We start from the raw sequence: 18,348 nt of genomic DNA on the forward strand, positions 1-18,348 counted from the left end.
TTGAAATCACAATGCAACATACAAAATGTAAAAAGCAAACAGTGATACTAAAATAAAATAACAGACTCATAACAGCGTTGTTAATCCTTTTACGCTGACGACAATAGCAAGATGGAACCACCTGATCCCTTCCCGAACTCAGAAGTGAAACGTCTTAGCGCCGATGGTAGTGTGGTTCGCCCATGTGAGAGTAGGTCATCGTCAGCACCTTATTTGAAGCCCCCGCCAAGAGATTGGTGGGGGTTTTATTATGCAATTTTCGCTAACTTTGATATAATGCTTATCAATCGTGTTATGGTGTGATGACGGTGCAAAAAGGCTTTACGCTCATTGAGATGCTTGTGGTGTTAGCGATTATCGCTGTGATGGCGATGGTGGCGATACCTGCTTATCATGCGATGATGCAGCGATTCGAGTCCCAAAGTAGCAAACGGCATATTGCCGAAGCGATTCGCCGTGCTAAGATTGAAGCCAATTTACACCAAAAAGACATCATTTTATGCCCTTATGGTGTCAATGAGCAGTGTGATAGACTGGGGCAGGTGGGTTTGCTGGTATTTGTTGATAAAAATAGCAATAACCGCTTGGATGATGCGGACATTGTTTCGATGAAACAGCCGCTTGATTTGCGCTACGGGTTATTGTCCATGCGGGTATCGCTTGGGCGGCACTATATCAAATTCATGAGCGACAATGCCAAACCGCGTGGACATATTGGCAATATTCGCTACTGCAACACCGAACAAAACAACAGTCTAAGCCATCTGACGACCATCAATATGCACGGTGTGGTTACAGCCAAATCGGGTGATGTGGTGAGCATTGACTGTGGATAAGAGATAAGATTATGGCGGTAGATTTTTCAGAAACGCTAATTGTTGCGATTTCGGCAACGGCACTATTTGATTTGGCGGATAATGAAGCCAAATTAGCAGATTTTATTGCAACGGATAAAGACAGTGCCGCTCGCAATTTTCAAAATTACTTACAAAAACACGAAAACGAAATCCTGCAAAAAGGCTCGGGTTATCCGCTGATTGAAGCCTTGTTAAACCTGAATCAATTCCAAGAAAATCAAGATTATGAAGTTGAATCACCTTATGTTGAAGTGGTGATTGTTTCCAAATCTTCGCCTGATATGGGTATTCAGGTGCTAAACTCCATCCGTGCTTATGGGCTTGGCATCACCCGCTCGGCATTTATCTCGGGTGATTCGGTAGCAAGTTATATCAAAGATTTTAATGTTGATTTATTCTTAACAACCAATCGTGAAGATGCACAAGCTGTCGTTGATGCTGGTGTCTGTGCTTGTGCGGTGCTTGATACGACGCCTGTCAAGGTGCATGAGCTAGATAGCGAACAGTTGCGCATTGCCTTTGATGGTGATGCGGTGCTGTTTGATGATGCGGGTGAACTGGTGTTCCAACAAGAAGGTTTGCAGGCATTTCATCATCACGAAAGCACCAAAGCGGATTTACCGATTGGTAAAGGTCCGTATGCTGATTTTTTAATAAAACTATCAAAACTACAAGCCAAATTGCCCAACCAAAGCACCGATGCACCGCATAATCCCATTCGTATTGCGCTTGTGACCGCTCGCAATGCACCAGCGGATTTGCGTGCGATTAAGACCTTGCGTGAGTGGGGCGTGGTGGTGGATGTGGCGTTTTTCTTGGGTGGGCTTGATAAGACGGGCGTGCTCAAGACCTTTGCGCCGCACATTTTCTTTGATGATTCGATTAAGCATATCAATGCAGCTCGTTCGGTTGTGCCATCGGCATTGGTGCCGTATCATTCTGAATCATTGCTAAATGGTTTTGGGCAAGCGACTCGTGCGACACATGACACATTGACCCGTGTCAAAGAGAGTAAAGCTACCAAAGAGCCAAAGTCTAGCCATGCCAAAAAGAGCAAATCATCATGAAGACAGCATTAAAAGTTGCCATTGTATTGGCTTTGGTGTTATTGCCAAGACGCAGTAGCAAAACACCACAAGCCAAAGCCACACGGCATGACAGCCAAATAGCGAATTGAACACAACCATGATTCCCAAGTTGATTGATACGCACACGCATTTTGATGTGCCTGAATATGACGACACTCGTGTCCAGATGGCAAATCGTGCTCATCAGCATGGCGTGCGTCATTTGATTTTGATTGGATTTCTTGCCAAATATTTTGGGCAGATGGCAGCTGCCAATGAGCAAATCAATGGATTGGATGGTGCGCCAAAGTCGCATTTGGCATCTGGCTTGCATCCTTTATATATCCAAGAGCAACAGCATCAAGATTTAGAGATTCTTGAAGAATTTATAAAAAATCATAAGCCCATCGCCATCGCTGAAATTGGTTTGGATACTTATCCAAGTGAATTAAAAGAGCCAAAAATCTTTGCCAAACAAGAGCTATTTTTTGTTGAACAGATAAAGCTTGCCAAGGCGTATGAGCTGCCGATTTTATTGCACATTCGCAAAAATCATGCCGATGTCCTACGCCTGCTTGAGCGGTATCGCTATGATGCACATGAGCGTGGCGGTATTGCACACAGCTTTAGCGGTGGCGAACAAGAAGCCTTAGCCTTTGTCAAACGGGGCTTTAAGCTTGGTATCACGGGACAAATTACCAACCCTAATGCCAAAAAACTGCGTCGTGCGGTGATGGCGGTGTTTGCCAAATATGGGGCGGATGCTTTTGTGATTGAAACTGATTGTCCTGATATGATGCCGCTGCCGTGTCAGCACTTGGGGCAGTTCAATGAGCCTGCCAATTTGCCCTATGTGCTTGATGAGTTATCAAGTCTATTTAATATTGCTAAAGATGAATTGGCACGCACTTTGTGGGATAATAGTTGCCAAGCTTTACAAGTTGATTGGAAATATCATGACCCAAATTGATGATTATGAACGCCGATTTACCGGTGTACGGACGCTGTATGGCGATGCGTTTGACAAATTTACCAATGCCATTGTCTATGTCATCGGCGTCGGTGGTGTCGGTTCGTGGGCGGCTGAGAGTCTTGCACGCACAGCGATTGGCAAAATCGTGCTTGTGGATATGGATGTGCTGGTGGCCAGTAATATCAATCGCCAGCTGCCTGCACTGACTGACACCATTGGTGAGAGTAAGATTGATGTGATGGCAGATCGCATCCGTGGGATTAATCCAAAGATTGAGCTTGAGCTGATTGATGACTTTTTGACACCTGAAAATGTGGCATCGATTTTGCCAAACAAGACACAAGCACAAGCTTTGGTAGCTGATGGTAGGCAGGTGGTTGTGCTTGATTGTGTTGACGATATGGCAGCGAAATTTGCCATCGCCATGCATTGCCGATACCACAAAATCCCATGTATCGTCTCAGGTGGTGCAGGGGCGAAATTTGACCCAACACGGCTGAAAGTCGCTGATTTGCGTGATGTTACCCAAGATCCACTACTTGCCAGACTGCGTGCCAAACTGCGTGAAAAAGGCATCGCCAAAGGGGGTAAGACCAAATTTGGGCTAAAATGCGTCTATTCGGATGAGCAGCCGACGGTGAATAAGTCTTGCCAAGCAGGACTTAACTGCGGTGGCTATGGCTCGGCGGTGGTGATGACAGCGACGGCAGGAATGGTGATGGCAAGTACGGCACTACAGATGATTGCTAAGAAATAAAAAAATTGGGCGTATCATCGGATACACCCAATTTTTTTTATGCAGATGAATGATTATTCAGCACGCAATAGGTCGTTTAGACTTGTTTTGGCACGAGTTTGTGCATCGACTTTTTTGACGATGATGGCAGCGTATAGGCTGTATTTACCATCTGCTGATGGTAGGCTGCCTGGTACGACGACAGAGCCTGCTGGTACACGACCATAGTGGATTTCGCCAGTTTCACGATCGTAGATACGAGTTGATTGACCGATATATACGCCCATTGAGATGACTGAGCCTTCTTCGACGATGACGCCTTCGACGATTTCAGAGCGAGCACCGATAAAGCAGTTGTCTTCGATGATGGTTGGGTTGGCTTGTAGCGGCTCAAGTACGCCACCGATGCCGACACCGCCTGATAGGTGGACATTTTTACCGATTTGAGCGCATGAGCCGACAGTCGCCCAAGTATCAACCATCGTACCTTCATCGACATATGCGCCGATATTGACATAGGATGGCATTAGTACGACATTTTTGGCTTGATAGCTGCCGCGACGAGCGACCGCAGGTGGGACGACACGCACGCCAGCTGCTTTAAAATCTTCTTCGCTCCAGTTGGCGTGTTTGGTAGCAACTTTATCAAAAAATTGCAAATCGCCTGATTGCATTGGGGCGTTGTCATTGAGTTTGAACGATAGTAGTACAGCTTTTTTTAGCCATTGATGTACGACCCATTCACCGTCGATTTTTTCGGCGACGCGGTATGAGCCATTATCAAGACCTTCGATGGCTTGTTCAACAGCATCACGAATCTCGGCTGATACGGTTTCGGCGGTGAAATTGGCACGGTCTTCGAACGCTTGTTCGATGATGGCGGCTAGATTTGACATAAAATTTCCTTAAGGTTGGTGAAGTGAATGGGTGTTAAGCTGGTCTTTGAGCCAGCACAAAATATCTTGGTGTACCCGCTGATAATCACGCTCATGCAGTGGCTCATGACGCATATTCGGGTATAGATGCACTCGCACATTGTGTCGGTTGGCACGGATGAGCGCTTGCTGCAGCTGTCTGATATCAGTGCCTAGATTGCCGACGGGATCGTCTTTGCCGCTGACTAGGAGTATGGGATAATGGGCATCCATCATCTGATACCAGTCGCTTTGGCAGGCACGGGCGATGAGTGCTTGCAAGGTGACAAAGCCATTATTGGTAAAACAAAATCCGCATAAAGGGTCGGCTTCAAAGGTCTTAACGGCATCGATATTCTCGCTAAGCCATGCAAATGGTGATGCGCTGATTGGTGATCGCAGCTGATTAAGCAGGTATTGATTGAGTAGATAGCCCATGCGTTCGTTAATTTGCTTGGGGGCAAGGCGATTCATTAGGCTTAATGCACCTAGGCTAAGCTGATTGATCAGTCCAAAGCGATTGCCCGTACCCATCAAAATCACGCCATCAAAGCTTGTGGCATGATGCACAAGCACTGTACGCACGATGAACGAACCCATCGAATGACCCATGATAAAGTGTGGCACGGTGGGTGCTTTTTCTTTTAGCTTGTCTGCCATGATGATAACATCTTTGCACAAAGTCTGCACGGGGTGTTTTTCGTCAAAAAACCCAAGCTCGTATTTGTCCTTGACCGTCTGTCCATGCCCAAGTTGATCATAAGTCGCAACAAGAATGCCATGCTCGGCAAGGAATTTGGCAAAGGCATCGTAGCGACCGCTATGCTCACTCATGCCATGCACGATGAGTAGGGTTGCTTGTACATCGCCTGTCGGCTCATAGAACCGATGGTGTAGGCGATGGACTTGGTTGGATGATAAAATCACACTTTGCATGAGTCACCTGCGATGCTATTTGTGAATTAACAGCCTGTTTTGCCTTCGGCTGCCAATGCCTTGGCACTACGCACAGGCGGTGGGCAGTCTTCGCCATAGTATTGGCGATCGGCAAAGTAGCTTGAGCGTACCATTGGGTTTGCCCAAATGTTAAAAAAGCCTAATTTTTTGCCGTATTCGGTATAGCGTGCGAACTCATCAGGGTGTACATAGCGATCGACTGGCGCATGGTTTTTGCTTGGTGCCAGGTACTGACCGATGGTGACGATATCGACATCATGGGCTTTTAGGTCGTCCAGCAGTGCATAGACTTCTTCTTCGGTCTCGCCAAGTCCCACCATAAAGCCGCACTTGGTTGCCACATCAGGACGGCGTGCTTTATAGTCTTTTAGTAAATTCAATGAGTGCTGATAGTCTGAACCTGGACGAAATGCCTTATATAGGCGTGGCACAGTTTCGATGTTGTGGTTGAAGACATCGGGCGCTGTCTCGGTCAATAGGTCCAGTGCGATGGCTTCACGACCACGAAAATCAGGCACAAGAATCTCAATCAAGCAATTTGGACTAAGTTTCTTGGATTCGGTGATGACTTCAACAAAATGACCAGCACCGCCATCTTTTAGGTCATCACGATCGACTGAAGTGATGACGGCGTATTTTAGCCCAAGACCCAAGATGGTCTCGGCAGTATGGCGTGGCTCATCTTTATCCAGTGGATTTGGTCTGCCGTGTGCCACTTCACAAAACGGACAACGGCGTGTGCAGATATCCCCCATGATCATAAAGGTCGCTGTACCATCACCAAAGCACTGCGGTAGGTTCGGGCAGGCGGCTTCTTCGCAGACGGTGTAGAGCTTTTGTTTGCGAAGCGTGGCTTTGATGCGATCAACTTCGGCAGGGCTTGAGAGCTTGACACGAATCCAGTCAGGTTTTTTTGGTGTTTCGACCGTTGGAATGACTTTGATGGGAATGCGAGCAACTTTATCATAGCCACGCAATTTTTCGCCTTGGACGGCTTTTTTTGGGGCGGGCTTGGCTTCTGGGGTAAAGGTTTGGACAGTCATGGCTTATCCTAATGGTATGATAGCTAATTTGATAGAGGGTGTTGCGATAAATAGTTTATAAAAATTATCGTGTAAAAATCGCCTTATTATACGCCAAAATGCCAAAAATAACACGCACAAATTGGCATTGTCTGTATCTCGGGGCGAATGTCAAAAATACAATCAGTGTGAAATAAAATGTCTGGCTGATTTGAGTGGATTCATAGGATTGATAATCATTTATATTTATAATATACTAAGTTGTATAAAAATCAATCAAGGTGGCGATGTTATGCAAGCATTGGTGGATGCGTTGATCTTTGTGGCAGTACCCACGGTATTTATGTTGTCTGTCCGATGGATGCCATGAATACAAAAGATTTGGATAAAAAACGGCAAATGGCGCACTTGGCGATTTATGCCGATAATTATGTCATTGATTATTATCCAAAATATCATCACAAAGGCGTTTGGTCAGCCAATCACGGCTTGGCTGATAACACAAGGCGTGAGCTTTGGGGCAGCATATGCCGTCTATACACTACTTGTGGTGGTGGCTGTGATGTTGAGTCAAAATACTTCTAAAACTTCTCAAACAACTCCAAAATGGCTGGGTGTTGGCATTAATGTGGTGCTATGTGTGTTGATGCTATCAATGCCATTTTGGGCGTGATAGTATGCAGAAAATGTATAAATATTTACATTCATTCAACATATTTTGATAACTTTTATCATCATTTACAAAATAAATGTTGATTATGGCATCAGATTTTTTGAATTTATGTTAATTTTCCGTTATTATTAGAAGTGGAAACGCAACAGGAAAAAATTGTTGTGCCATACAGCGTCTCTAGGCACTTGGGGTTGACACAAGGCGTGCCACTCAAGCACCGATGGGGACGGTTTTTAAATGAGGAAGCGATTATGTTAGAACAATACAGAGCACATGTCCAAGAGCGTGCCGCATTGGGCGTACCACCACAACCATTGACCGATGCACAGACAGCAGATTTGGTGGCACTACTAAAAAATCCACCAGCGGGCGAAGAAGCATTTTTGGTGGACTTGCTAGAAAACCGTGTACCTGCAGGCGTTGACCAAGCTGCGTATGTCAAAGCGGCATTCTTGTCAGCTGTTGCCAAAGGTGAGGCAGCATCACCGCTAGTCTCAAAAGAGCGCGCTGTATATCTACTAGGCACGATGCTAGGTGGCTATAATGTCGCACCACTGATTGAGCTACTAGACAATGCTGAGCTTGGCGGTTTGGCTGCAGAAGCTTTGAAGAAAACTTTGCTTGTATTTGATGCATTCCATGATGTTGAAGAAAAAGCCAAAGCAGGCAATGCCAATGCTAAAGCAGTGCTAGAATCATGGGCGGAAGCTGAGTGGTTCACTAGCCGTGCTGATGTACCAGAAGAAATCACCATCACTGTATTTAAAGTCACTGGCGAAACCAACACGGACGATCTATCACCAGCACAAGATGCTTGGAGCCGTCCTGACATCCCACTACACGCCAACGCCATGCTAAAAAATGAGCGTGACGGCATCAAGCCTGAGCAGCCAGGCGTGGTTGGCCCACTAAGCCAAATCAAAGAATTGGTTGCCAAAGGCAATCCTGTTGCTTATGTGGGTGATGTCGTGGGTACAGGTTCAAGCCGTAAATCAGCGACCAACTCAGTGCTATGGTTCTTTGGTGATGACATTCCACACATTCCAAACAAGCGTGATGGCGGTGTGTGTCTGGGTGGCAAAATTGCACCAATTTTCTTCAACACGATGGAAGATGCGGGCGCATTGCCAATCGAAATCGATGTGTCTGATATGAACATGGGTGATACTGTTACCCTAAAAATTGACCATGCAACAGCAACTGTGACCGCAGTCAAAGATGGCGCACAAATCGCTGAAACTAAGCTAAAAACCCCAGTACTGCTAGATGAAGTGCGTGCAGGCGGCCGTATCAACCTAATCATCGGTCGTGGCCTGACTGCCAAAGCTCGTGAAGCACTAGGTCTAGCACCATCAACGCTATTCCGTGCACCAGAACAGCCTGCTGACACTGGCAAGGGCTTTACCCTAGCTCAGAAGATGGTTGGTCGTGCTTGTGGTCTGCCAGAAGGTCAAGGCGTACGCCCAGGCACTTACTGCGAGCCTAAGATGACTACCGTTGGTTCTCAAGATACCACAGGTCCAATGACTCGTGACGAGCTAAAAGATTTGGCTTGCCTAGGCTTCTCATCAGACCTGGTGATGCAGTCATTCTGTCATACTGCCGCTTATCCTAAGCCTATTGATGTCATCACGCATCACACACTACCTGATTTCATCATGAACCGTGGCGGTGTATCACTACGCCCAGGTGACGGTGTGATCCACTCATGGCTGAACCGTATGCTACTACCTGATACCGTGGGTACTGGTGGCGACTCACACACTCGCTTCCCAATCGGTATCTCATTCCCAGCGGGTTCTGGTCTTGTGGCGTTCGCTGCAGCGACTGGTGTGATGCCACTGGATATGCCTGAGTCTGTACTTGTGAAGTTCAAGGGCAAAATGCAACCTGGTATCACCCTGCGTGACCTAGTCCATGCTATCCCTTACTATGCAATCAAAGAAGGCGATTTGACTGTTGAGAAAAAAGGTAAGAAAAACATCTTCTCAGGTCGTATCCTAGAGATTGACTTGACCGAGATGGAAAATGACTTGACCGTTGAGCAAGCATTTGAGCTATCAGACGCATCGGCAGAGCGTTCAGCAGCAGGCTGTGCGATCACTGTCTCTGAAGAGAAAGTGGCAGAGTACCTACGCTCGAACATCGTCATGCTAAAATGGATGATCGCAGAAGGCTATGGTGACGCTCGTACACTGTCTCGTCGTGCAGAAAATATGCAAAAATGGCTGGATAACCCAAGCCTAATGAAAGCAGACCCAGATGCAGAATACGCCAAAGTGTATGAAATCGATCTGTCTGAAATCAAAGAGCCAATCCTATGCTGCCCGAACGATCCAGATGATGCTAAGCTACTATCAGAAGTCGCTGGCGACAAGATCGATGAAGTATTCATCGGCTCGTGCATGACCAACATCGGTCACTTCCGTGCTGCAGGTAAGCTACTATCAGAAGTCCCTGCAGGTAGTCTATCTACTCGTATGTGGATTGCGCCACCAACCAAGATGGATGAGCGTCAATTGATGGATGAAGGTTACTACAACACCTATGCGCAAGCAGGTGCTCGTACCGAAATGCCGGGCTGCTCACTATGTATGGGTAACCAAGCGCGTATCGCACCAAACTCAACGGCTGTTTCGACTTCTACTCGTAACTTCCCGAACCGTCTAGGTCAAGGCGCAAATGTCTATCTAGCATCAGCTGAATTGGCATCTGTGGCTGCGGTACTTGGCAAGCTACCAACTGTTGAAGAATATCAACAGTACGCAGGTAAGCTTGACAATATGCAAGCAGAAGTTTATAACTACCTAAACTTCGACCAAATGGCAGATTACACTGGCAAAGCAGACAAAATCAATGTTGCTCAGCTAAGCTAATCGACCATATTGGTAAAAACACCGCTATCACTATGATGGCGGTGTTTTTTTTGGCTTTGATAAGAGCTCGATAAGGCGAATGGGGATTGTGGTGAGAATTGGTTGGTGTGATGACGATAAGTTTCGGCTAAATCGTCGCCCACCATAGCCGAGCGTGTAGCGACCATAGGGGTGCGATGCCGGTAAATCGCTGAACGACTTGCCCATCTTTGATGATGACAAATGATGGCGCCACTTGTCCTTGCCAAGCATCAAAAATCCGCCCATCCATGTCATGCACCACTGCAAAATCATAGCCGTGATTTTTCATAAACTGATGCACTTCATCGGCCGTACCTGATTGGATGGCGATGGTCTGCACGGGGTAGGTTTGGCTGATGGCTTGGATATTGCCACTGGTGATACTGCACACACCGCACCATGTCGCCCAAAAATAGACAAGCACAGGCGTCTGATGACTTTGTTGTAGCACGGCAGGCGAGATGCCAAGTGTCGTGGATGTCTCAAGCGTGCTGACTTGGGATGATAGGGGTGCTGATACTGGCGCACGCCAATAATTCACCACTGTATAGATGATGGCAAAGATAAGCGCATAGCTGACTAAGGTTTTAATCCATTTCATGATAAATCTGCTGGCTCAATAAAACAAAAGCCCTGACGAGCAGAGCTTTTGGGGATATACAAGATTAATCAAAAATCTTGCCCGGATTGATGATGTTGTTCGGGTCAAAGATGGCTTTGACCGCTTTCATATAATCAATCTCGGCGGGCGTACGGGTATAGGTGAGATATGGTTTTTTGGTCATGCCGACGCCGTGCTCCGCTGAGATTGAGCCTTTGTATTTTTTGACCGTATCAAAGACATATTGGTTCACGGTTTGGCATTTTTCAAAGAACTCATCTTTGGTCAGATTGGCAGGCTTTAAGATATTTAGGTGCAAGTTGCCATCGCCGATATGACCGAACCAGCAGATTTCAAAGTCAGGGTAGTTGTCCTTGACAATCGTCTCGATATCGCTGATAAAATCACCCAAGTGGCTAATCAGCACCGATACATCATTCTTGTACGGGGTGAATACCGAGATGGTCTCCGAGATAGACTCACGCAGTTTCCATAGCTCGTGTAGCTGACCGACGCTTTGGCTCATCACGCCATCGACAATCAAACCTTCTTCAGCACAAGTTTCAAAGACGCTCATCGCAAGCTCAAGCACTTCATCATTGAGTGCTTCAAATTCAAGCAAGACATAAAACGGCGTTTCGCTCTCAAACGGTGCTTTGGTATGACCTGCTTCGATGACTTTGGTCACGGCAATATGGTCAAAAAATTCAAAGGCGGTTAGGTTTAACGCCTTGCCAAATTTATCCAGTAAGCCAACCACGCTATTAAAATCAGGCACGCCAAGCACCATTGCGGTTAGATTGACCGGCTGTTTTTCAAGCTTAATCAGTGCTTTGGTCACAAAGCCAAGCGTCCCTTCAGCGCCGATGAATAGATGGCGAAAATCATAACCGGTAGCGTTTTTTAGCATACCACCGTTCAATTCTAGGATGTCACCTTTGCCGGTGACGACGGTCAAGCCTAAGATTTGGTTACGAGTCATGCCATAGCGGATGACTTTGATACCGCCTGCGTTGGTGCCGATGTTGCCACCGATTTGGCTTGAGCCACTCGATGCAAAATCCACGGCATAGTATAGGTCTTTTGACTCGGCAAATTCTTGTAGGGCTTTGGTGACGACACCTGCTTCGACTTCGACCATGCGGTCAGCTTCATAAAATGTGCCGATTTGGTTCATCTTATCAAAGCTCACCACCACTTCGCCAAAGGCAGCCACCGCACCTGCTGACAGACCTGTGCGACCACCGCTAGGTACGAGCGCTGTGCCGTACTCATTGGCTAGGCGGACGATGGTGGCGACTTCTTCGGTGGTCTTTGGAAATAGTACGGCTGTGCAGTCCACCGCAAAATGCACGGTCCAATCACGACCCCAATGGGCAGTGCTGTCGGCATCGGTTTTGATGGTAAGTGATGGCAGCTCGCTACTTAGGGCGGTCAAAAAAGCTTGTGTGGTCATGGGGCTTCCTTTGGTGTATGGCTTGGGAAATTTATTAATTATACCTTATCTATGGCAAATGGGGTAGCTTATCCTGCCAAAATAATCCCAAAATAATCAAAGAAATGAGCACCGATGTGATGCCCATTTCTGATGAATGTTTGTTGATAAAAAGTTATCAGAGTATCAATCAAACACAATGCCCTGTGCCAAAGGCAGTTCTGATGAATAGTTCACCGTGTTGGTTTGGCGGCGCATATAGTTTTTCCAAGCATCCGAGCCTGATTCACGACCACCGCCAGTTTCTTTTTCGCCACCAAAAGCACCGCCGATTTCAGCACCGCTTGTGCCGATATTGACATTGGCGATACCGCAATCACTGCCGCTAGCACTCAAAAAATACTCCGCTTCTTTGACGCTATCGCTAAAGATACATGATGACAAGCCTTGTGGTACATCGTTTTGAAGGGCAATGACTTCGTCAAAATCACTATAGCTCATCACATATAAAATCGGCGCAAAAGTTTCGGTCTTGACCGCATCAGTTTGGCTTGGCATCTCAATGATGGCAGGCTTGACATAATAGGCATCAGGATGAGTGTCCGCAAGCACTCGCTCGCCACCTGTCAGCACGCCACCTTCGGCAACGGCACGGCTGATGGCGATTTGCATGGCATCAAAGCCGTCTTTGTCAATGAGCGGCCCAACGAGATTGCCCTGCATCGGATTGCCGATACTTACGCTGGCATAAGATTTTTTGACACGCTCAAGCACGACATCTTTGATACTGTCATGGACAAACAGACGGCGTAGCGTGGTGCAGCGCTGACCTGCCGTACCCACCGCCGAGAATAAAATCGCCCGCACTGCCAGCTCCAAATCCGCACTTGGGGTGACAATCATGGCGTTATTGCCACCAAGCTCAAGTAAGCACTTGCCAAAACGCTCGGCAACTTTTGGGGCAACCAAGCGACCCATGCGTGTGCTACCTGTAGCACTGACCAAGGCGACATCATGGCTTTCAACTAGGGCATTACCGACATCCGCCTTGCCGAGTAATAGTGCTGATAAGCCCTGTGGCACGGTGATGCCTGTGCTTTGGGTGAATTTGGTGGCTGCTTTTTCAAACAACGCTTGGCAAGCAATCGCGGTCAGCGGTGTTTTTTCGGACGGTTTCCAGACCACCGAGTTACCACACACCCACGCAAGGGCAGCATTCCACGACCAGACCGCCACAGGAAAGTTGAACGCAGAAATCACGCCCACCACCCCAAGCGGATGCCATGTCTCACGCATATGATGGCTTGGGCGTTCTGATGCGATGGTCAAGCCGTACAGCTGACGAGACAGACCAACCGCAAAATCACAAATATCAATCATTTCTTGGACTTCGCCCAAGCCTTCGGCGGTGATTTTACCTGCTTCAATCGACACCAAAGCCCCCAAATCGTCCTTATGCTCGCGCAATACTTCGCCCAAAATACGCACCAACTCGCCACGCTTGGGCGCAGGTATGGTTCGCCATGTGATAAAGGCAGCTTTGGACTGGGCGATAGCGGTGTGGGCATCATCGGTGGAGTGTAGGGCGACTTTGGCAAGTTCACTGCCATCAATCGGACTGTGGACGGCGTAATCACCATTTAGATAGGCATCTGATACGCCCATTTTGGCAAGTAGGGCTTGGGTTTGATTGGCTAAAGACATAAAAACTCCTTGTAAGTTACGGTTCGCTTGATACGAATAACTTATCGTGTTTTGCATAAAAGTGCAACTGCTGAAATTTCTTGGTGCTATTCCTAGGTGGAATGGTGGGCGGAAAAAAGGTTTATTGTGCTAAAATAATGCAATCGCAACGCCTAAGCGTTAAACACAATCTTACCAACAACTAGCAATCAACCCATGACCGCAATAAAAGCCATCAGCATTGGCATATCCATAACCATCTGCTTTGTAGTATCATTTTTTCTAAATAAATATGATACTTGGGGATTGTCCGAAGGTATATGTGTGTATAATGCCGGCTCGGCGGTTACTGCTTTGCTTTTGGCTACTGTATTATTTACAATCAATTTTTTATCATTATTTCTTAATAATACAAACCGACTTGTTCACGGTGTGTTTATCTGTATCGCCATTGGTTTGTTTATCTATTGGTATTCATCGATATATATCGACTTAATTATCTTTTTAAATGAATATGTCGGTATTCAAATTGAGCAGTTGGGACAGGTTGTGGTTTGTGAATGGCAACGCTATGCCGATTTACGCACTTTAGGCACTACAGACTAACCGATACAAAACACCCCAAAGACCACGCTTTGGGGTGTTGTAACTTGCTAAAGCTAATTTATTTAGATAATTTTTCTAAACACTCTGCCAATGACTTGTCCATCATCGCTTGATAGAGCGTGCATTCATCATAGACGGCCACACCCAAATCACGCTCAAAGGCGACTTGGTTGGATGCACCATCATAGCCTGATTTGGCATCATCACCCAGATTGGACTGAAAAATCCCTGCCGCCGACACAGGCAAAAAGTCTTCATAGACAATCGGCTCAAGTCGCAGTACGCCATTGTTTAGCAGGGTTTGCACCGATTTATCGCCCATATCTTTGCTGGCAAAATCATCGCTAAGCTGATAATAAAAATACGCCAAGCCGTCATTGTAGAGTGTCTGATAGTCATCAGGGAAAGCGGTAAAGCTCTCTGACAAAGCCTGATAATACGCATCAGGGTCTTTTTCGGGCGTGGTGGCAAGATTGGCTCGTGCTTTGGCAAGTAGCTCATCGTACAGCGCGCGACCCTTTGGTGTCAAGGCAATGCCACGCTGTTCAATCTCGCCAAATCGTGCGGTATGACTACCTGCTTCTTGCCCATCGCCTGTAAAGATAATGGCTTCATTGAGTGCCTTAAAGCTCGTTTGGCGTAGCAAAATCGGGCAGTTGCGGCGTGGCGGCCCTTCAATGATTTCTTTGGCGGTGATACCACGGCGACCCATTTCGTCCTGTACTGCATCAATATCTAGCGTGCGTGGCGTTAGGTGATTGATGTGTGGACCATAAAACCCTACCACATCGGCAATCAAGCGATGTTGGGATAATAGCTGTTCATAAAACGCCTTGGAAATGGGCGATGTTTTGTGCCATTGAAAGGTTTTGATGGCTTCAGATACAAACTTATCAGCATCATCGGCGTTCAGTCCGCCGTCTTGTTCGCATTTGTCAATCAAAGCTAGTACGCCATCGCTAAAAATTTGGCGGTTTTGCAAGGTTTGTAGGGCGGTATCACGCAGTTTGTCATCGTCAATGAGCTCTGGGCGTAGTAGCGAGCAAAACACCCGAAACGGACTTATCTGTAGCTCGGCACTGTCAATGGCACGAAACGCCGTTGAATGTACGGGCACACCCGCAGGGGCAAGGTCATAATAGCCCACAGGATACATCCCCATCACCGCAAATAGACGACGCATGGTGGCAAGCTCACTCGGTAGCCCCAAGCGAATCGCCCCATGTCGCTCCAAATCAATGCGAGACAGCTCGCCTGTATTGCTAAGGTGTTGTTTTAATTCACCATCTTTGGCAAGCGTATCGGCATTGATGTCCGCCACCAAGTCCATTAAATCTTTGTACAATGGCACTTCGGTTTGGTACATCTTTGACATTGCTAGCGAAAAGGCGTGGCGAATATCAGCTTTTGGGATAAATTGACTCATAAAAAACTCCATTTATTGATTAGCTAATTGGCAATCATAAAGACAATTAATGATAAATTTACTGAACGATCTCATCAGGAATACTTGCCAAGACATCTTTTAAAATAGTCAAGCCTTCATGCAAGGTTTCCATCTCAATGGTCAATGGGGGCAACAGGCGGATGATATGGCGATATTTACCACTTGGCATCAGTAGCAAGCCTTTATCTCTTGCGGTGGTGAGCACATAGTCCATGACCTTAGGATGCGTGCCGTATTTGGGGTGCTTTAGGATGATGCCACGCATCGCACCAATGCCTGTCAAGCCTGCCACCCAGTCGCTGATACCGTCTTGTTGCCAAGTGCTGATGGTCGTCTCAAGCGTGTCGGCGTAGCGTTTGGCATTTTGCCACAGCGTATCATCCGCCATAATCTCAAGCACCGCCATCGCAGCAGCGCACGCCACAGGGTTGCCCGAATAAGTCCCACCAAGACTGCCTTTAATCAGCCCTTGCATGAATTTATCCCGCCCAACGACCGCCCCAAGTGGCATACCGCCCGCCATACTTTTGGCAAGTAAGAGTATGTCAGGCTCAATGCCTAAATGACTAAAGGCAAACGGCGTGCCTGTACGCCCAAAGCCTGCTTGGATTTCATCAAAAATCAGCACAATGCCATGCCTATCACAAAACGCACGCAGATACTTGGCAAGCTCGCTATCCATCACGGCAAACCCGCCTTCGCCTTGTACAGGCTCGGCAATCACCGCACCGATGTTTGCTATATCTACTTCAACGCTAATCAGTCGCTCAAGCGCATCAATCGCCGTCTGAACGCTCACGCCTGTATCACGGCTAGCAAAAGGAATGTGATACACGCCACTTGCCAAGAGTCCCAAGCCTGATTTGTAGGGGGCGACTTTACCATTTAGATTCACTGTGCCAAGCGTACGCCCATGAAATGCCCCATCAAAGGCAATCACGCCTGCTTTGCCTGTGGCTTGGCGGACGATTTTTAGGGTGTTTTCGACTGCTTCAGCACCGCTATTGGTGAGCATGACCGATAAATCATCATCAATCGGGATGATGTCAGTGAGTCGATTAATGTAGTCTGTATAAAGGGTGTGATAAGTGGCGTTATAAGCGGCATGGGTGAGCTTGATTGCCTGTGTGGCGATGGCATTGACAATGGCAGGGTGGCAATGCCCAAAATTAAGCACGCCAATCCCACCAAAAAAATCAATATATGCTTTGCCGTCCGTGTCCCATACACGGGCATTGTTGCCATGACTTAGGGTGATGGGGTGGACGATGCCCATGCCATCGGGCAGATGTACTGGTGTTGCCATGATACTTCCTTATACAAATACACAAAAAATTCAATCATGATGAGTGTAATAAGGGTATTTTGGCAAGTTTGATTCAGTGCATCAAACGAATATTTGGCGGTGGGGTATTCTGTTTTGTCATGGCAATATGGCAAAACTTGGCGATGTGCTGACAGGACACATTATCCACTGTGCTGCTTCAGATACTGATGAATCCAATCAAGCATGGTGCGTACCTTGTGGCTATGACCAAGCTCGGTGCGATATACCATATAGTATGCGCCACGACCTACCATTTGATAAGGGTGGGCTTGGATAAGCTCGCCTTGGCTAAGCTGATTTTTGACAAATCGCAAAGGCACAAGCGCCACGCCACAGCCTAACTTGGCGGCTTTGATACAGGCATTAAAAGTATCAAAACGCACGCCCATCAGCGCCGTATCGGTGGGGTGATTTTGTTCGGCAAAATATTCATACCAAGCACGGGGGCGGGTGCGTACTTGCAGTAGGTGTGATGTGGCAAGTGTAGATAAATCATTGATTTTATCCAAATAATCAGGCGCACAGACCGCCACCGAGCATTCATCAAACAGCTTCACCGCTTCCATACCTGCCCACACGCCATCGCCATACACAAAGCCCATGTCGATATTATCGCCGAGTAGAGCACTGGCTTGTTCGGCGATGTCTAGATGGATGAGTGGATGCGCTTGGCGAAAGCCTTTGAGTGCAGGGATGAGCCACTGCGCACAAAAAGTTGCGTGCGAGATGATGTGCAGGGTATCAGCTTCAACACCATGTGCCATCAGATTGAGCGTAGAGAGTTCAAGCTGTTGTAGGATGTTTTGGGCATCGTGGTAGTAGGCTTGACCGGCAGGGGTCAAAAATAGCCCCGAGCTTGAGCGGTGAAATAGCTGAACGGCGAGCAGTTCTTCAAGTTGGGCGACTTGTTTACTCACCGCACTTTGGGTCATGTGCAGCTCTTTGCTTGCACGAGTAAAGCTAAGATGGCGGGCGGTGCACTCAAAGCACTGCAAGGCGGTGGTGGATGGATAACGGCGGTAGTTGAGCTGGGTCATGGTGGCGATGGCAATAAGTTATGTCAATTTCACATAGAATAGCATACCGCCACTTGCTTTCACAACACGCCCAAAACAAATGACGACATCACCGATTCATGAACTCATCAGTTTAT

16 protein-coding genes and 1 rRNA gene are annotated in these 18,348 nt (G+C 47.2%); 8 read left to right on the forward strand and 9 right to left on the reverse strand.

Going from position 1 to position 18,348, the window contains the following annotated elements; genetic code table 11:
* Window positions 1–93: 93 nt before the first annotated feature.
* From rrf to B0680_RS01210, 5 genes are all read left to right on the forward strand, one after another.
* Window positions 94–207, forward strand: a 5S ribosomal RNA gene (rrf, locus tag B0680_RS01190).
* Between the two features lie 95 nt (window positions 208–302).
* Complete coding sequence (locus tag B0680_RS01195) at window positions 303–836, forward strand: pilus assembly FimT family protein (RefSeq protein WP_078253232.1); 534 nt, start codon at window positions 303–305, stop codon at window positions 834–836.
* Between the two features lie 11 nt (window positions 837–847).
* Window positions 848–1,924: a 5'-nucleotidase gene (locus tag B0680_RS01200; protein WP_078253233.1), complete on the forward strand. Its 1,077-nt coding sequence runs from the start codon at window positions 848–850 to the stop codon at window positions 1,922–1,924.
* Between the two features lie 121 nt (window positions 1,925–2,045).
* Window positions 2,046–2,894, forward strand: a complete 849-nt coding sequence (locus tag B0680_RS01205) for a TatD family hydrolase (protein ID WP_143821332.1) — start codon at window positions 2,046–2,048, stop codon at window positions 2,892–2,894.
* Window positions 2,881–3,654 carry a tRNA threonylcarbamoyladenosine dehydratase gene (locus B0680_RS01210; protein ID WP_078253235.1) on the forward strand — a complete coding sequence of 258 codons (774 nt, stop codon included), beginning with the start codon at window positions 2,881–2,883 and terminating at the stop codon, window positions 3,652–3,654. Before B0680_RS01205 ends, B0680_RS01210 begins: the two co-directional genes overlap by 14 nt.
* Window positions 3,655–3,707: 53 nt before the next feature.
* Here B0680_RS01210 and dapD read toward each other — a convergent pair whose 3' ends face one another.
* The 3 genes from dapD to lipA are packed head-to-tail and all read right to left on the reverse strand — an operon-like array spanning window position 3,708 to window position 6,547.
* Window positions 3,708–4,529 carry a 2,3,4,5-tetrahydropyridine-2,6-dicarboxylate N-succinyltransferase gene (dapD, locus tag B0680_RS01215; RefSeq protein WP_078253236.1) on the reverse strand — a complete coding sequence of 274 codons (822 nt, stop codon included), beginning with the start codon at window positions 4,527–4,529 and terminating at the stop codon, window positions 3,708–3,710.
* Window positions 4,530–4,538: 9 nt separating this feature from the next.
* Window positions 4,539–5,483, reverse strand: coding sequence for an alpha/beta fold hydrolase (locus tag B0680_RS01220; protein ID WP_078253237.1), 945 nt, complete (start codon window positions 5,481–5,483; stop codon window positions 4,539–4,541).
* 26 nt (window positions 5,484–5,509) lie between these two features.
* Window positions 5,510–6,547 carry a lipoyl synthase gene (lipA, locus tag B0680_RS01225; protein ID WP_078253238.1) on the reverse strand — a complete coding sequence of 346 codons (1,038 nt, stop codon included), beginning with the start codon at window positions 6,545–6,547 and terminating at the stop codon, window positions 5,510–5,512.
* A 409-nt stretch (window positions 6,548–6,956) separates the two neighbouring features.
* Between lipA and B0680_RS01230 the strand changes: the two genes are divergently transcribed.
* Both B0680_RS01230 and B0680_RS01235 read left to right on the forward strand, forming a co-directional pair.
* Window positions 6,957–7,199: a hypothetical protein gene (locus B0680_RS01230; protein ID WP_078253239.1), complete on the forward strand. Its 243-nt coding sequence runs from the start codon at window positions 6,957–6,959 to the stop codon at window positions 7,197–7,199.
* Between the two features lie 251 nt (window positions 7,200–7,450).
* Entirely contained in the window at window positions 7,451–10,075 is a 2,625-nt protein-coding gene (locus B0680_RS01235; protein WP_078253240.1) for a bifunctional aconitate hydratase 2/2-methylisocitrate dehydratase, read from the forward strand.
* Between the two features lie 127 nt (window positions 10,076–10,202).
* On the opposite strand, the gene B0680_RS01240 is transcribed toward B0680_RS01235, so the two are convergent.
* The 3 genes from B0680_RS01240 to amaB form a co-directional block, all read right to left on the reverse strand.
* Window positions 10,203–10,697, reverse strand: coding sequence for a redoxin family protein (locus tag B0680_RS01240; RefSeq protein ID WP_078253241.1), 495 nt, complete (start codon window positions 10,695–10,697; stop codon window positions 10,203–10,205).
* Window positions 10,698–10,761: 64 nt separating this feature from the next.
* Window positions 10,762–12,153 (reverse strand): FAD-binding oxidoreductase, encoded by a 1,392-nt coding sequence (locus B0680_RS01245; protein ID WP_078253242.1) that lies wholly within the window; start codon window positions 12,151–12,153, stop codon window positions 10,762–10,764.
* Between the two features lie 165 nt (window positions 12,154–12,318).
* Entirely contained in the window at window positions 12,319–13,836 is a 1,518-nt protein-coding gene (amaB, locus tag B0680_RS01250) for an L-piperidine-6-carboxylate dehydrogenase (protein WP_078253243.1), read from the reverse strand.
* Between the two features lie 195 nt (window positions 13,837–14,031).
* Here amaB and B0680_RS01255 point away from each other — a divergent pair, with 195 nt between their 5' ends.
* Window positions 14,032–14,421: a hypothetical protein gene (locus tag B0680_RS01255; RefSeq protein WP_078253244.1), complete on the forward strand. Its 390-nt coding sequence runs from the start codon at window positions 14,032–14,034 to the stop codon at window positions 14,419–14,421.
* Between the two features lie 58 nt (window positions 14,422–14,479).
* Here B0680_RS01255 and hglS read toward each other — a convergent pair whose 3' ends face one another.
* The 3 genes from hglS to B0680_RS01270 all read right to left on the reverse strand — a co-directional run bounded on the left by hglS (window position 14,480) and on the right by B0680_RS01270 (window position 18,232).
* Window positions 14,480–15,847 carry a 2-oxoadipate dioxygenase/decarboxylase HglS gene (gene hglS, locus B0680_RS01260; RefSeq protein ID WP_078253245.1) on the reverse strand — a complete coding sequence of 456 codons (1,368 nt, stop codon included), beginning with the start codon at window positions 15,845–15,847 and terminating at the stop codon, window positions 14,480–14,482.
* Between the two features lie 58 nt (window positions 15,848–15,905).
* A complete protein-coding gene (locus B0680_RS01265) occupies window positions 15,906–17,174 on the reverse strand; it encodes a 2-aminoadipate transaminase (protein WP_078253246.1) in 1,269 nt (422 codons plus the stop codon).
* 161 nt (window positions 17,175–17,335) lie between these two features.
* Window positions 17,336–18,232, reverse strand: a complete 897-nt coding sequence (locus B0680_RS01270) for a LysR substrate-binding domain-containing protein (RefSeq protein WP_078253247.1) — start codon at window positions 18,230–18,232, stop codon at window positions 17,336–17,338.
* Window positions 18,233–18,348 lie beyond the last annotated feature (116 nt).

It is taken from the genome of Moraxella pluranimalium (genome assembly GCF_002014825.1).
GTDB lineage: Bacteria > Pseudomonadota > Gammaproteobacteria > Pseudomonadales > Moraxellaceae > Moraxella > Moraxella pluranimalium.

Coding starts and splice junctions, on each gene's coding strand:
- B0680_RS01195 (WP_078253232.1), top strand. CDS start 303: ATGACGGTGCAAAAAGGCTTTACGCTCATTGAGATGCTTGTGGTGTTA.
- B0680_RS01200 (WP_078253233.1), top strand. CDS start 848: ATGGCGGTAGATTTTTCAGAAACGCTAATTGTTGCGATTTCGGCAACG.
- B0680_RS01210 (WP_078253235.1), top strand. CDS start 2,881: ATGACCCAAATTGATGATTATGAACGCCGATTTACCGGTGTACGGACG.
- dapD (WP_078253236.1), bottom strand. CDS start 4,529: ATGTCAAATCTAGCCGCCATCATCGAACAAGCGTTCGAAGACCGTGCC.
- B0680_RS01220 (WP_078253237.1), bottom strand. CDS start 5,483: ATGCAAAGTGTGATTTTATCATCCAACCAAGTCCATCGCCTACACCAT.
- lipA (WP_078253238.1), bottom strand. CDS start 6,547: ATGACTGTCCAAACCTTTACCCCAGAAGCCAAGCCCGCCCCAAAAAAA.
- B0680_RS01230 (WP_078253239.1), top strand. CDS start 6,957: ATGTCATTGATTATTATCCAAAATATCATCACAAAGGCGTTTGGTCAG.
- B0680_RS01235 (WP_078253240.1), top strand. CDS start 7,451: ATGTTAGAACAATACAGAGCACATGTCCAAGAGCGTGCCGCATTGGGC.
- B0680_RS01240 (WP_078253241.1), bottom strand. CDS start 10,697: ATGAAATGGATTAAAACCTTAGTCAGCTATGCGCTTATCTTTGCCATC.
- B0680_RS01245 (WP_078253242.1), bottom strand. CDS start 12,153: ATGACCACACAAGCTTTTTTGACCGCCCTAAGTAGCGAGCTGCCATCA.
- amaB (WP_078253243.1), bottom strand. CDS start 13,836: ATGTCTTTAGCCAATCAAACCCAAGCCCTACTTGCCAAAATGGGCGTA.
- B0680_RS01255 (WP_078253244.1), top strand. CDS start 14,032: ATGACCGCAATAAAAGCCATCAGCATTGGCATATCCATAACCATCTGC.
- hglS (WP_078253245.1), bottom strand. CDS start 15,847: ATGAGTCAATTTATCCCAAAAGCTGATATTCGCCACGCCTTTTCGCTA.
- B0680_RS01265 (WP_078253246.1), bottom strand. CDS start 17,174: ATGGCAACACCAGTACATCTGCCCGATGGCATGGGCATCGTCCACCCC.
- B0680_RS01270 (WP_078253247.1), bottom strand. CDS start 18,232: ATGACCCAGCTCAACTACCGCCGTTATCCATCCACCACCGCCTTGCAG.